This is a genomic window from Stutzerimonas stutzeri (genome assembly GCF_018138085.1).
Lineage (GTDB): Bacteria > Pseudomonadota > Gammaproteobacteria > Pseudomonadales > Pseudomonadaceae > Stutzerimonas > Stutzerimonas stutzeri_AI.
Window position 1 is genome coordinate 1,873,205 of the sequence record NZ_CP073105.1, and the last position, 14,227, is coordinate 1,887,431.

A 14,227-nucleotide genomic window follows, 5' to 3' on the forward strand; every position below is an offset into this window, starting at 1 on the left:
CGCTTGAGCAGTGGCTCCCTTTTCGGTAGCCGCTGTTGCGCATTAGTTCCCGTGATAGCGAAGGGCTGTTGAGATGGATGAAGTGTTTGCGCAGATGGAGACGTGGGCGTTGCGGAGTCAGCGAGACGGGACGACGTCTTTCAGATCTTCATAGCCACCGGCATTGATGACCTGGCGATAGCCCAGCTCCCGCAGCAAGTCCTGCGCGGCGGACGAGCGCCGACCGCTGCGGCAATAGACCACCACTGGCGCGTTCTTGTCGGGCGCGACGCTGGCGATACGTGCGGCGAGGTCCTTGGTTTCGATGCGCGTAGCGCCGGGCAGGGCGCCTTCGGCGTATTCCTGAGCGGTGCGCACATCGAGCAGAACGACATCATCGCGCTGCAGCGCCGACAACGCGGCGGGCTGGTCGACCTGACCGCCCAATACCGGGCCGGCCAACGTCATCAGCAACCAAAACACTCGACGCATAGGGTGTCTCCGTGGCTCGACGCCGACAGATCAGCTGATCAAGCGAGTCAGGTTCGGCAGGATCAAAATGACCGCAGTAGCCAGCAAAATGAATGTCGCCTGCCTGATTTTCTTTTGTTTGAACATGGTAGCGGCCTTTTCTTGTTCTGACGCCGAGCCCTCCGTTTGACTGGATGAGTCATCGCGCCTTGCCGATTAGGGGGTGCGCCTCGACAGATGATGCGCAGTGAAGTGCCCTGGCGAGTAGCAGAGGTCTGGTCCGCTTTCCAGACATGCTCGGCCCGCGAGCCGATTTCTGAACAGAGCGTTGGCTTAGCTCAAGCAATATATGGGCCAGAGATTCGGTGAGAACGCTTACGTCCCTTCAGGACGAAGCTTTTAGCCTTTCTGTGGGAGCCCCGCCTTCGGGGGCGAAGCTTTTGCTTTTGAGCGGGCAGAATGCGCTCATTCACCGCGGGCCGCGGCTCCCACAACAAAAGCGGTGCGGGTGGCGCTTCGGCTCTTTCTTTGTAGGAGCCCCGACCCCGGGGCGAAGCTTTTGCTTTTGAGCGGGCAGAACGGCGCATTCGCCGCGGGGTCGCGGCTCCCACAGGAAAAGCGGTGCGGGTGGCGCTTCGGCGCTTTGGCACTTCTGTGGGAGCCCCGCCCTCGGAGCGAAGCTCTGCTTTTCGATAGACAGGCGCGCTATTCGCCGTGGCACGAATCTGTCTACGCGAGCGCTCGGCTCGGTCCCGACCGCTCGTCAGACCACCGCTATTGCGGGATTTATGGGCGGACAATCAGTTCCCGCGTAGTGGCGCTCGCTCAAAGGATGGAGCGAATGGAAACGTCGCCCGACCAGGCTGCGTCAGCGGCGGGTGAAATCGGAACATTTCGAGTAACGGGACGAACGTGTTGTGCTCAGAACCAGGGCGGGCGCCGAGGCAGGCGTAAGCCCGTACCGCCAAAGCCAATAGCCAGAAACAACAAAGCCCCGATAAACGGGGCTTCGTGTGGGATCTGGCGGTGAGGGAGGGATTCGAACCCTCGATACGATTTCTCGTATACACACTTTCCAGGCGTGCTCCTTCAACCGCTCGGACACCTCACCGGATCTCGCCGGAGGTTTGAAGTCCGTCGAGGCGCGCTAATGTAGCCGAAGAGCCTGCCTATGGCAAAAAGTTTTTTTAGTTTTTTCATGCGGTTAAGGCACCGTTAGAAAACTGGCTGAGTGGCGCTGGCAATGAACCTATCGTTGCTCTAGCGTTCGAACGCCTATGGCATTGGTGCCCGAGCCAGCGCAGTTACCTTTTGTGAATATGTAAAGCCGGGAAATGGCTTGATGAAGTTATTCAAAAGCAAGCGTAAGCGGCCGGACGTGGTGGAGGTCGCCACGAAACGGCGTCTGCACGTCAGTCATCTGGAACTCGGCATGTATATCTGCGAGCTGGACCGGCCATGGCGTCAGACCGACTTTTTGTTTCAGGGCTTCCCGCTGCTCAAGCTCGAGCACATCCAGGCGGTGCGCGAGCGCTGCGATTATGTCTTCGTCGATGATACCCGCCGCGTGCTGCTCGACCAGGGGCAGGTCATCGTGCCCACGGCGACGCCGCTGCGCGTGACGCGCACGATGACACGCATCCCGCTTGCACTCGAAGTCCAGGAAGCGCAGGAAGCCTATCGCAGCAGCGCGCTGGTGCTTGACCAGGTGCTGTCGGACGTCCAGCTCGGGCGGCCGATCGATACCAAGGCCTGCCAGGCGTTGGTCAAGCGGAACCTGGAAAGCATGTTGCGCAACGAGAGCGCCATGCTCTGGCTGGCGCGCTTGAAGTCACAGGATCTGTACACCAGCCTGCATTGCCTGTCCGTTTCCATCCTGGCGATGGGCTTCGGTACGCATCTCGGCCTGCCCGACGAGAAGATCGAACTGCTCGGGCTTGCCGGGTTATTGCACGACGTCGGCAAGATGAAGATCGACCCCGCCATCCTCAATAAGCCGGGCAAGCTGACTCAGGAAGAGTTCGAGCACATCAAGCTACACCCGCGTTTTGGCTACGAGGCGCTGTGCAGCCAGGACGACATCCCCCCCGCTGCGGTGCAGGCGGCACATGGACATCATGAGCGGCTGGACGGCAGGGGTTACCCTCAAGGGCTCGATGGCTATCAGATACCCTTCATCACCCGGGTGGTCACCATCGTCGATGCCTTCGATGCGATCACCAGCCACCGTGCCTATGACGATGCGCGGCCGATACAGACGGCGTACGACGTGCTGCGTAGCGGTGCGGACAAGCAGTTCGACGGGGCGCTGGTACATGAATTCATCCGCTGGCTCGGTGTCTTTCCGGTGGGCACGCTGGTGGAGCTGCATACCGGCGAAGTCGCCCTGGTGCTGGAGAAGCATCCCCAGCTGCATCTGCGACCGAAAGTGGTGGTGCTACGCGACGCGAACAAGGCGCCCTGCGAGCCGCGCTACCTGGACCTCTCTCAGCTGACCGTCGACGTCGAGGGCACGCCCTATCGAATCAGCCTCGGTATCTCCGACGGTTCCTACGGCCTGTATATCGCCGATCCCCAGTTGCAGTCGATCCTGCATCCCGAGCTGTTGGCGGTGCTCGAGCTCGAGCCGGAACAACCTGAAGCCTGAAGGCAACTTGCGCCCTGGCCTGGCGCATCATTCGCCTGTAACTCATGACTCGCCAGTCAGTCACGACGCTTTACCTGGAGAGGCGTGCTGGGTAACGTCTGCGCACTTCTAACAAGGAATATTCGTCATGAGTGATCTGGTTTGCTACGAACTCGAAGACGGCATCGCCACCCTGACCCTGAACAATGGCAAGGTCAACGCGCTGTCTCCCGCTATGTTCGATGCGCTCAACGCCGCCTTCGATCGTGCCGAGCAGGATCGCGCCGTCGTGATTCTCACCGGCCAGCCGGGGATTCTCTCCGGTGGCTACGACCTCAAGGTGATGACCTCGAGTCCGGAGAACGCCATAGCGCTGGTAACGGTTGGCTCGACGTTCACTCGACGGATGCTCGCCCATCCCTTCCCGATCATCGTCGCGTGCCCGGGGCATGCCATCGCCAAGGGCGCCTTCCTGCTGCTCTCAGCCGACTACCGCATCGGTGTGGAGGGGGCGTTCAACATCGGCCTCAACGAGGTCCAGATCGGCATGACCATGCACCATTCCGGTATCGAAGTGGCGCGGGATCGCCTGACCAAGCCCGCTTTCCATCGCTCGGTAATCAATGGCGAGATCTTCAATCCGCAGGCGGCGCTGGAAGCGGGCTTCCTGGACAAGATCGTCCCGGCCGGCGAGTTGATGGACGTGGCCAAGGCAACGGCGGCCCAGTTGAAGAAGATCAACATGACGGCTCACAAGAATACCAAGCTCAAGGCGCGTAAAACCTTGCTCGAGACGCTGGACCGGGCCATCGAGCTGGACCAGCAGCATTCCATCGTGCCTTGAAGAGAATTTTCGCCGGACCGCCCATTCCCGGCGGGCCTGCGTTTAAACTGAGCCTGCAACGCCCCGCCACGGTGGGGCGTTTTTCATTCCATGAGTGCCGTATCGCAGGAGAGTCCTGATGTCCGCCCCGCACACCCCGGTAGAACGCGCCGATTTCGACCAGGTTATCGTTCCCACTTTCGCTCCCGCCGCTTTCATACCTGTGCGCGGCGAGGGCTCGCGAGTCTGGGATCAGAGCGGGCGAGAGCTCATCGACTTTACCGGCGGCATTGCCGTCAACGTGCTTGGGCACGCCCATCCGGCGCTGGTGGCGTCACTTACCGAGCAGGCCGGCAAGCTCTGGCACATTTCTAATATCTTCACCAACGAGCCCGCGCTGCGCCTGGCGAAGAAGCTCACCGCGGCGACCTTTGCCGATCGCGCATTTTTCTGCAATTCGGGTGCTGAAGCCAACGAGGCGGCTTTCAAGCTCGCCCGTCGCTACGCCCATGACAAGCATGGCGCGCAGAAGCACGAAATCATTTCCGCGGTGAACAGCTTCCATGGACGGACCCTGTTCACCGTGACGGTGGGTGGCCAGCCGAAGTATTCCGACGGCTTCGGACCGAAGATAGAGGGCATCAGCCACGTTCCCTACAACGACCTCGATGCGCTCGCCGCAACCATTTCGGACAAAACCTGTGCCGTGGTGCTGGAGCCGATCCAGGGCGAGAGCGGCGTGCTGCCCGCCGATCAGGCTTATTTGGAGGGCGCGCGCAAACTCTGCGATCAGCACGGCGCGCTGCTGATCCTGGACGAGGTGCAAACCGGAATGGGGCGCACCGGTGAGCTTTACGCCTACATGAACTATGGCGTCACGCCGGACATCCTGACCAACGCCAAGAGCCTGGGCGGTGGGTTCCCGATCGGCTTGATGCTGACCACCAACGAAATCGCCGCGCATTTCAGCGTCGGGACCCATGGCACGACCTACGGCGGGAATCCGCTGGCCTGTGCGGTGGCCGAGGCGGTGGTCGATATCGTCAATACGCCGGAAGTGCTCGCTGGGGTCAAGGCGCGCCATGAGCGCTTCAAACAAGGCCTACTTGAGATTGGCCAGCGTCACGGACTGTTCAGCCAGGTGCGCGGCATGGGCTTGCTGATTGGTTGCGTGCTGAATGACGCCTGGAAAGGCCGTGCGCGGGAAATCTTCGATGCCGCCGAGCGCGAGGCGCTGATGATCCTGCAGGCCGGTCCCGACGTGATCCGCCTGGCGCCGAGCCTGATCATCGAAGAGGCGGACATCGTCGAAGGTCTCGCCCGTTTCGAGCGCGCTGCAGCAAAACTGACTCAGGCCTGAGCCCGGCCTTACCTACGGCGGGACGCCATCCGTCCCGTCTTTGTCCCTTTATCGAGAGTGTGACCATGAGCGATAGCCTGCAACTGATCCTTGAAGATGTAGACGGCACCCAGCTGGAGACCTCCTGCACCCGCTTTGCCGTGATGTGGCAGGGGCGGGAAGTCTGGATTCAGCAGGTCGGCAACAACCAGCTGATGATTGGCGTGGATGTCGAAGACGGCGATACCGAGTACGCCAACCTGCTGCTGCGTCCGCTGGCGACCAATCTGGTCAGCTTGGAATTGGAGATGGAACCGGTCGAACCCGCCGAAGACGACCATGTACATGGCCCCGACTGTAATCACGACCATTGATGACACCGCCACGCTGGCTCTCGGCCGGCTGCTGGAACTGACGCTGGCCGGGCGGGAGCCCGAGCAGAAAGAGCAGCTCACGGCTGAGGGCGTCAGGCTGCAATGGCTGGGTGAGGGCGCGCTCGAAGTCACGCCGGCGCCTGGCCGGGATGCAGGGCTGGACCTGGTGTTGTCGGCTGGCGTGCACGGTTGTGAGCTTGTCCCGATCAGGCTGCTCGACGACTTGATACGAGCGATCGGGCGCAGCGAGATCCGCCCCCGTGCGCGGCTGTTATTGCTGTTCTGCAACCCACCGGCCATGCGCCAGGGCGTGCGGCGGATCGGCCAGGACCTGAATCGGCTGTTTTGCGGCAAGCATGCGGGGGTTGTTAGCGACGAGGCTCGCCGTGCCGCTCGACTCGAAGCCTGGATCGCGGAATTCTTTCGCGATTCAGGTCGTCGCCGTTGGCACTACGACCTGCATTCGGCCATGCGCGCATCGAAGTTGCAGCAGTTCGCCGTCTGCCCCTGGATGCCGGATCGGGAAGCGTCTTCCGAAAGCCTGATGCGGTTGCGGCACGCGGCGGTGGACGCGGTGCTATTGCAGGAAAAGCCTTCCGCGACCTTCAGCGCCCATACCGCAACTCGCCACGGCGCAGAGGCGTTCACGCTGGAAATGGCCGAAGCGCCTGACGGGACATGGCCGAAGTGTCTCGACGATTTTCTCCAGGCGGCCCGTCAGTGGATCGAAGTGGACTCGCCTGCGCAAATGAAGCCGGTGCGACCGCTGAGAACGTTCCGGTTGGCGCGGGAAATCATCAAACGTAGCGAAGCGTTCGTCCTGCGCCTGCCTGCCGACATCGAAAATTTCACCGCATTGCCACCTGGAACGCTGCTGGCGGAAGACGAGGGCGGGGTTCGCTGGATCGCCGAGGAGCCAGACGCGCATATCCTGTTTCCGCTCGCCGACGTCGCGATTGGCGAGCGCGCCGGACTGATCGTGGTGCCGCGCGACTGAGTGACTCGGACGCCTGTATTCGCCGCGAGGCGCGCCTCCCACAAATGAGCGCGGTGCACTGTTTTCGTGGGAGGCCCGACCTCGGGGCGAAGCTTTTGCTTATGAGCTGGCAGAACATCCGCATTCGCCGCGGGTCGCGCCTCCCACAAAAAAGCGGTGCGAGTGGCGCTTTTGGCTCTTCTGTAGGAGGCCCGACCTCGGGGCGAAGCTTTTGCTTTTTGAGCGGGCGGGAAGTCCCTGTCCGCCGCAGGTCGCGGCTCCCACAAAAAAAAGCGGTGCGGATGGCGCTTTGGCGCTTCTGTGGGAGGCCCGACATCGGGGCGAAGCTCTTGCTTTTGAGCTGGCAGCACATCCGCATTCGCCGCGGGGCGCGCCTCCCACAAAAAAGCGGTGCGGCTGAGGCTTTGGCTCTCTTGTAGGAGGCCCGACCTCGGGGCGAAGCTTTGCTTATGAGCGGGCAGAACCCCCGCATTCGCCGCGGGTCGCGGCTCCCACAAAAAAAGCGGTGCGGCTGACGCTTTGGCTCTTCCTGTAGGAGGCCCGACCCGGGACGAAGCTTTGCTTTTGAGTGGCAGCACATCCCGCATTCGCCGCGGGTCGCGGCTCCCACAAAAAAAGCGGTGCGAGTGGCGCTTTGGCGCTTCTGTAGGAGGCCCGACCGGGGGCGAAGCTTTTGCTTTTGAGCTGGCAGGACATCCGCATTCGCCGGGCGCGCCTCCTACAAAAAGCGAAGCTGCGCCAGTGTTGCTATGGCCGATCAGACGCCAGCCGGCGGGTTCTCGAGCGAGTCGTTACCTGTCACCGCAGCCGTGCCAGTGGCGGCCTGGGCGTTGGCTTTCATTCGCGCCTCGTCAGCCTCATTGCGTTCGAGCGGCATACTGCGGGAGTTGCCTTCGGCCATCCTGGCATGCTCGCTCACTTCGCAAAGCACGCGCTTGGCTTCGCAGTGGCCGGTGAACCCGCGCGCCAGGGCCATTCCGCCCATTGCCAGTTGAACCAGCCCGCCTAAACCGCCCCGTCCTAGCCCTTTGCCAACGAAGTAAAGCCCGCCAATTACCGATGCGGCGCGCTCCCAGCCATGCACATTCTGCGGTGTCCTGTTCATGCCATATCACTCCAAACAGTGGTATGAGAAGTGACCGCGGCATGCAGGTGCCGTTCCGACCGCAAGTCGGCAGATGGCCCCGCGCCTGCCGGTACGTTGGCTGTGGACACCGCGGCCGGCTTATCGGTCAGCCAGGCCGAACACCTTGAGCACGAAGGCGTATTCCAGAGCAACGTCCTTGAGTGCCTGATAGCGACCGCTCATACCGCCATGCCCGGCGCCAAACTCGGTCTTGAGCAGCAGCAGGTTGTCGTCCGTCTTGCTGGCCCGCAGCTTGGCAACCCACTTTGCCGCCTCCCAATACTGCACGCGGCTATCATTATAGCCGGCCACGGCAAGGATGGGCGGGTAGGCCTGGGTCTGCACGTTTTCGTATGGCGCATAGGCCTTGATGCGTTCGTGCACCTCGGGTTGGTTCGGGTCACCCCACTCGTCGTACTCGGTCACGGTGAGCGGCAGGTCGGCGTTGAGCATGGTGTTCAACACATCGACGAAAGGCACTTCGGCGATCGCCGCACCAGACAGTTCCGGGCGCAGGTTGAGCACAGCACCGATCAGCAGGCCGCCTGCGCTGCCACCGCTGATGGCGAGTCGAGCCGGTTCGGTATAGCCATCGGCGATCAGCTGCTCGGCACAGGCGATGAAATCGCCGAAGGTGTTCGCCTTGTGCTGCAGCTTGCCGGCGCGGTACCAGGCCTCGCCAAGGTCACCGCCGCCGCGCACATGGGCGATCGCGAAGGTGAAACCGCGGTCGAGCAGCGATAGCCGCGCATGGGAAAACCATGGGTCGAGGCTGTGTCCGTACGCGCCATAACCGTACAGGTAGAGTGGCGCGGGCTTGCCGAACTGCTCGCGCCGGCCAACCAGGCTGATCGGCACCTGCGTGCCGTCCGCAGCGGTGGCCCAGATTCGGCGGCTCTCGTAGGCATCGGCATCGAAAGGCCCCTCGACCGGGGTCTCCTTGAGCACCTGTTGCTTGCCATTGGCGAGGTTCAGCTGACGAATCTGCGCCGGGCGGTTCAGGGCTTCATAGCGCAGCCGAATCACCGGACTGTCGAATTCGAGGGTGTTGTGCACGTGCAGACTGTAGGCCGCGTCGGGTAGCTGTAGCCGGTAGGGCTCGCCTGCCGAGGGCCTTACCTCGATGATCGGCAAGCCGGCCTCGCGCAGGCTCAGCGTAACTGCGCTGGCGTTCAGGCTGACGTCTTCGAGCATCACCTCATCTCGATGGCCGATCAGCTCCTGCCAGTGCTCGCGCTGTGGCGTGCGCTCCGGCGCCTGGTACAGGGCGAAGTTGATACCGGCCTGGTTGCTGCGGATCAGCCAGCTCCACTGGCCGTCGAGCAGGCCGTGGTCTGGGAAGTATTCATGATCGTCCTCACGTGGTGCGAGGCAGGTCCAGGCCCCTTCGGGCTGATCCGCTGACAGCACCCAGGCTTCGCTGGTGGTTTTGCTGTTGGACAGGATCACCAGCTGGCGCTCGGAACTGGCGCGGTAGCAGTGTACGAAGAAACGCCCGTCCGGGTCGTGATAGACCTCAGTGCGACCGCTTTCGCCGAGCCGGTGGCGGTAGATTTTGTGCGGGCGGTGGGTGTCGTCGAGTTCGCCGAAGAACAGCGTTTGATGATCGTTGGCCCAGGTCATGCTGCCGTCGCAATCGTCGAAGGGTAGGGCGACGACCTCGCCTGTATTCAGATCCTTGACGAACAATCGGTAGATTTCGTCGCCCTGGGTGTCGAGGCTGTAGGCCAGCTTGCTGTGGTCCTGGCTGACGCTGAACGCGCCCAGCGACAGGAAGCCGCCGGCCGCCAGCTCGTTGGGGTCGAGCAGCAGTTGCTCGGCCTGTTCATCGACCTTGAGCGAACCGTCGGCCGGTCGCGGGCAGCGGTAGTGGCGTGGATATTCATCGCCCGCCGTGGTGCGCTGGTAGTACAGCCATGGGCCCCAGGGCGAGGGCAGCGACAAGTCCGTTTCGCGGATGCGTCCCTTGATTTCCTGGAACAACGCTTCGCGTAGCCCGGCCTGCTCCGCCAGTTGACTGTTCAGGTAGGCGTTTTCCGCCTTCAAGTAGTCGAGCACCTCGGGCGCGTCGCGGTTCTCGAGCCACTTGTACGGATCCTGGCCTTGATCGGCGCGGGCAATGGGGGCAGCAGACATGCATGACTCCTGAAAAAGGCCGCGAGCTGGCGCAGCTGTACGGTTGTAGGCGGGCACGAGTGTACTAGTGCCTCACCCGTTTGTGACGGTGACACGCGGCCGGGGTTCATCGGCCGGTTTGCGCCGATCAGCCATGTGAATGGCTGACAATGCGGGGAAAACAGGCTTGGGCGGCTGCGACATGCCGGGTCTCGACTAGGCTTATCGATCGGATCGCAAACGAAGGTCGCCGCCTGGATTGGCCAGCCGATTGACATTGCAGCGCTTTTCCATGAAGGTGTGCTCACCCAAATCAAACGGGCGTATGAATCGAGCGTTTGCCACGCAAATGCCGTCAGCCCGGTTTATCGTGTCGGTGGGTGTCGTTTCACCGGGTGTCGCTACGCCAGTCGGTGACGGTCTCAGGATCGATGACGTGCGACACGTAACGTTCAGCTTCCATACCGTGGAGATCAGTTGATGATTTACGAAGGTAAAGCCATCACGGTTAAGGCTCTTGAGAGCGGCATCGTCGAATTGAATTTCGACCTCAAGGGTGAGTCCGTCAACAAGTTCAACCGCCTCACCCTCAACGATCTGCGCCAGGCCGTCGACGCCATCAAGGCCGATAGCTCGGTGAAGGGCGTTATCGTCACCAGCGGCAAGGACGTATTCATCGTCGGCGCCGACATCACCGAGTTCGTCGACAATTTCAAGCTGCCGGACGAAGAGCTGGTCGCCGGTAACCTCGAAGCGAACAAGATTTTCAGCGATTTCGAAGACCTGGGCGTACCCACGGTCGCCGTGATCAACGGCATCGCACTGGGCGGTGGTTTCGAAATGTGCATGGCGGCTGACTATCGCGTCATGTCGACCAATGCCAAGGTCGGTCTGCCGGAAGTCAAACTGGGTATCTACCCGGGCTTCGGCGGCACCGTTCGCCTGCCGCGTCTGATCGGCGTGGACAACGCTGTCGAGTGGATCGCCTCGGGCAAGGAAAACCGCGCAGAAGACGCCCTCAAGGTGCGTGCGGTCGATGCTGTGGTGGCCCCTGAGAAGCTGCAGGCCGCTGCGCTGGATCTGATCAAGCGCGCCATTTCCGGTGAGCTGGACTACAAGGCCAAGCGTCAGCCGAAGCTGGACAAGCTCAAGCTCAACGCCATCGAGCAGATGATGGCCTTCGAAACCTCCAAGGGTTTCGTGGCCGGTCAGGCCGGCCCGAACTATCCGGCTCCGGTCGAGGCGATCAAGACCATTCAGAAAGCCGCCAACTTCGGCCGCGACAAGGCCATCGAAGTCGAGGCCGCCGGCTTCGTCAAGCTGGCCAAGACCTCTGTGGCGCAGAGCCTGGTCGGTCTGTTCCTGAGCGATCAGGAGCTGAAGAAAAAAGCCAAGGCCTACGACAAGCAGGCCCGTGACGTGAAGCTGGCTGCCGTACTGGGCGCTGGCATCATGGGTGGCGGCATCGCCTATCAGTCGGCTGTCAAAGGCACGCCGATCCTGATGAAGGATATCCGCGAGGAAGGCATTCAGATGGGCCTGGACGAGGCCTCCAAGCTGCTCGGCAAGCGTGTCGAGAAAGGTCGCCTGACTCCGGCCAAGATGGCCGAAGCGCTCAACGCGATCCGTCCGACCATGTCCTACGGCGATTTCGGTCACGTCGACATCGTCGTCGAAGCCGTAGTCGAGAACCCGAAGGTCAAGCACGCCGTGCTGGCCGAGGTGGAAGGGCACGTTCGCGAAGACGCGATCATCGCTTCCAACACCTCCACCATCTCCATCAGCTACCTGGCTCAGGCACTCAAGCGTCCGGAAAACTTCTGCGGCATGCACTTCTTCAACCCGGTGCACATGATGCCGCTGGTGGAAGTCATCCGTGGCGAGAAAACCAGCGAAACCGCGATCGCCACCACCGTCGCCTACGCCAAGAAAATGGGCAAGAGCCCGGTCGTGGTCAACGATTGCCCGGGCTTCCTGGTCAACCGCGTGCTGTTCCCGTACTTCGGCGGCTTTGCCCGCGCCATCGCCCACGGTGTCGACTTCGTTCGCGCCGACAAGGTCATGGAGAAGTTCGGCTGGCCGATGGGCCCGGCCTACCTGATGGACGTCGTCGGCATGGACACCGGCCACCATGGCCGTGACGTGATGGCCGAAGGCTTCCCGGACCGCATGAAGGACGACAGCAAGACCGCCGTCGACGTCATGTACGAGGCCAACCGCCTCGGTCAGAAGAACGGCAAGGGCTTCTACGCCTACGAGATGGACAAGAAGGGCAAGCCGAAGAAGGTGGTCGATCCCCAGGCTTACGAGCTGCTCAAGCCGATCGTCAGCGAAACCCGCGAGCTGTCCGACGAGGACATCATCAACTACATGATGATCCCGCTGTGCCTGGAAACCGTTCGCTGCCTGGAAGACAACATCGTCGAGACCGCTGCCGAGGCCGACATGGGCCTGATCTACGGCATCGGCTTCCCACCCTTCCGTGGTGGTGCACTGCGCTACATCGATTCGATCGGTGTTGCCGAGTTCGTGGCGCTGGCCGACAAGTATGCCGACCTGGGTCCGCTGTACCACCCGACTGCGAAGCTGCGTGAAATGGCTGCAAGCGGCCAGTGCTTCTACGGTTAATCGAGGAATAACGAGATATGAGCCTTAATCCGAGAGACGTCGTCATTGTCGACTTCGGCCGTACCCCGATGGGTCGTTCCAAGGGCGGCATGCACCGCAACACCCGCGCCGAGACCATGTCCGCGCACCTGATCGATGGCTTGTTGGCACGTAACCCCAAGGTCGATCCGGCCGAAGTGGAGGATGTGATCTGGGGCTGCGTCAACCAGACCCTGGAACAGGGTTGGAACGTTGCCCGCATGGCTTCGCTGCTGACGCGCATCCCGCACACCAGCGCCGCACAGACCGTCAGCCGCCTGTGCGGCTCGTCGATGAGCGCGCTGCATACGGCCGCCCAGGCGATCATGACCGGTAATGGTGATGTCTTCGTCGTCGGTGGTGTCGAGCACATGGGCCACGTGGGCATGATGCACGGTGTCGACCCGAACCCGCAGCTGTCGCTCTACGCCGCCAAGGCGTCCGGCATGATGGGCCTGACCGCCGAGATGCTGGGCAAGATGCACGGCATCACGCGCGAGCAGCAGGATGCCTTCGGTGAGCGCTCGCATCGCCTGGCGCATCAGGCGACCGTCGATGGCCTGTTCAAGGATGAAATCATCCCGATGGAAGGCTACGACGAGAACGGTTTCCTCAAGGTCTTCGACTACGATGAAACCATTCGTCCGGAAACCACGCTCGAGAGCCTGGCCGCGCTCAAGCCTGCTTTCAACCCGAAGGGCGGCACCGTAACAGCGGGCACTTCCTCGCAGATCACCGACGGCGCCTCGTGCATGATCGTCATGTCCGCGCAGCGCGCGCAGGACCTGGGCATCCAGCCGATGGCCGTGATCCGCTCCATGGCGCTGGCCGGTGTCGATCCGGCGATCATGGGCTACGGTCCGGTGCCGGCTACGCAGAAGGCGCTCAAGCGCGCCGGTCTGACTATGGACGACATCGACTACGTCGAGCTCAACGAAGCCTTCGCGGCCCAGGCACTGCCTGTGCTCAAGGACCTGAAGCTGCTCGACAAGATGGAGCAGAAGGTCAACCTGCATGGCGGTGCTATCGCGTTGGGTCATCCGTTCGGTTGCTCCGGAGCCCGTATTTCCGGCACCCTGCTGAACGTGATGAAGCAGAAGGGCGGTACCCTCGGCGTGGCCACCATGTGTATCGGCCTGGGCCAAGGTATCACCACGGTGTTCGAACGCGTCTAAGCTGTGCGGTAACACGAAAACCGGGGCCTCGTGCCCCGGTTTTCATTTAGTGGATGCTTTTTGCAGAGGCAGTCGAGATGCAGGTCACGCCAGGCCGTTATCGTCATTACAAGGGTCCCGAGTATCGGGTATATGCAGTCGCTCGGCACTCCGAGACGGAGGAGCCGGTGGTCTTCTATCAGGCGCTGTATGGGGATTTCGGTCTTTGGGTGCGTCCGCTTTCGATGTTTACCGAAACGGTGGAAGTCGACGGTGAAACGCTTCCCCGTTTTGCCCTGATCGAGGCCGAGCCCAGTCGTTTCTGACGCTCGAACGGACTCGCTGGCTTAACCCTCACGCTTGACCTCGGCTCTGTCACCACTATATATAGCGGTGCTTTCGGACCGAGCCGACGTAAATTCGCTTGGTTCCAAGCGGTAAAGACCGCTGCCGGGCAAGCAGATTGCCGAGCGAATGGCAGTGGATACGAAAGATTTCGGAGCAATTGAATGCTCTTGCAGTCCGTGAAAAGACTGCTTCGCTTCTTTCTGGCAGGCTGGGCGCTTTTCAGCACTTG

The 14,227-nt window shown here is 61.8% G+C and carries 11 protein-coding genes and 1 tRNA gene; 8 read left to right on the forward strand and 4 right to left on the reverse strand.

From position 1 onward, the window contains the following. Nucleotides 1-117 precede the first annotated feature (117 nt). Complete coding sequence (locus KCX70_RS08760) at nt 118-471, reverse strand: rhodanese-like domain-containing protein (protein WP_102850996.1); 354 nt, start codon at nt 469-471, stop codon at nt 118-120. A 1,000-nt stretch (nt 472-1,471) separates the two neighbouring features. Beyond that, nucleotides 1,472-1,561: transfer RNA gene (locus KCX70_RS08765), tRNA-Ser, on the reverse strand. A 231-nt stretch (nt 1,562-1,792) separates the two neighbouring features. On the opposite strand from KCX70_RS08765, the gene KCX70_RS08770 reads away from it, so the two are divergent. The 5 genes from KCX70_RS08770 to KCX70_RS08790 all read left to right on the forward strand — a co-directional run bounded on the left by KCX70_RS08770 (nt 1,793) and on the right by KCX70_RS08790 (nt 6,609). After that, nucleotides 1,793-3,097: an HD-GYP domain-containing protein gene (locus KCX70_RS08770; protein ID WP_212619933.1), complete on the forward strand. Its 1,305-nt coding sequence runs from the start codon at nt 1,793-1,795 to the stop codon at nt 3,095-3,097. Nucleotides 3,098-3,224: 127 nt separating this feature from the next. Beyond that, a complete protein-coding gene (locus KCX70_RS08775) occupies nt 3,225-3,920 on the forward strand; it encodes a crotonase/enoyl-CoA hydratase family protein (protein WP_212619934.1) in 696 nt (231 codons plus the stop codon). Between the two features lie 118 nt (nt 3,921-4,038). Then, nucleotides 4,039-5,259: an aspartate aminotransferase family protein gene (locus tag KCX70_RS08780; protein WP_212619935.1), complete on the forward strand. Its 1,221-nt coding sequence runs from the start codon at nt 4,039-4,041 to the stop codon at nt 5,257-5,259. A 65-nt stretch (nt 5,260-5,324) separates the two neighbouring features. Then, the gene (locus KCX70_RS08785; RefSeq protein WP_021210148.1) at nt 5,325-5,612 is read left to right on the forward strand and encodes a hypothetical protein; all 288 of its coding nucleotides are present in this window, start codon (nt 5,325-5,327) and stop codon (nt 5,610-5,612) included. Further along, nucleotides 5,584-6,609, forward strand: a complete 1,026-nt coding sequence (locus tag KCX70_RS08790) for a succinylglutamate desuccinylase (protein ID WP_212619936.1) — start codon at nt 5,584-5,586, stop codon at nt 6,607-6,609. The genes KCX70_RS08785 and KCX70_RS08790 overlap by 29 nt, the downstream gene beginning before the upstream one ends. A gap of 757 nt (nt 6,610-7,366) precedes the next feature. Here the strand turns inward: KCX70_RS08790 and KCX70_RS08795 are convergent. After that, nucleotides 7,367-7,714 (reverse strand): YgaP family membrane protein, encoded by a 348-nt coding sequence (locus KCX70_RS08795; protein WP_021210145.1) that lies wholly within the window; start codon nt 7,712-7,714, stop codon nt 7,367-7,369. A 120-nt stretch (nt 7,715-7,834) separates the two neighbouring features. Continuing rightward, nucleotides 7,835-9,871: a S9 family peptidase gene (locus tag KCX70_RS08800; RefSeq protein ID WP_212619937.1), complete on the reverse strand. Its 2,037-nt coding sequence runs from the start codon at nt 9,869-9,871 to the stop codon at nt 7,835-7,837. Between the two features lie 459 nt (nt 9,872-10,330). Here KCX70_RS08800 and fadB point away from each other — a divergent pair, with 459 nt between their 5' ends. The 3 genes from fadB (at nt 10,331) to KCX70_RS08815 (ending at nt 13,976) form a co-directional block, all read left to right on the forward strand. After that, nucleotides 10,331-12,478, forward strand: coding sequence for a fatty acid oxidation complex subunit alpha FadB (gene fadB / locus KCX70_RS08805; RefSeq protein WP_212619938.1), 2,148 nt, complete (start codon nt 10,331-10,333; stop codon nt 12,476-12,478). Between the two features lie 17 nt (nt 12,479-12,495). Then, entirely contained in the window at nt 12,496-13,671 is a 1,176-nt protein-coding gene (fadA, locus tag KCX70_RS08810) for an acetyl-CoA C-acyltransferase FadA (protein ID WP_212619939.1), read from the forward strand. Between the two features lie 77 nt (nt 13,672-13,748). After that, on the forward strand, nt 13,749-13,976 hold the full coding sequence (locus KCX70_RS08815; RefSeq protein WP_021210141.1) for a DUF1653 domain-containing protein: 228 nt from the start codon (nt 13,749-13,751) through the stop codon (nt 13,974-13,976). Nucleotides 13,977-14,227: the final 251 nt, after the last annotated feature.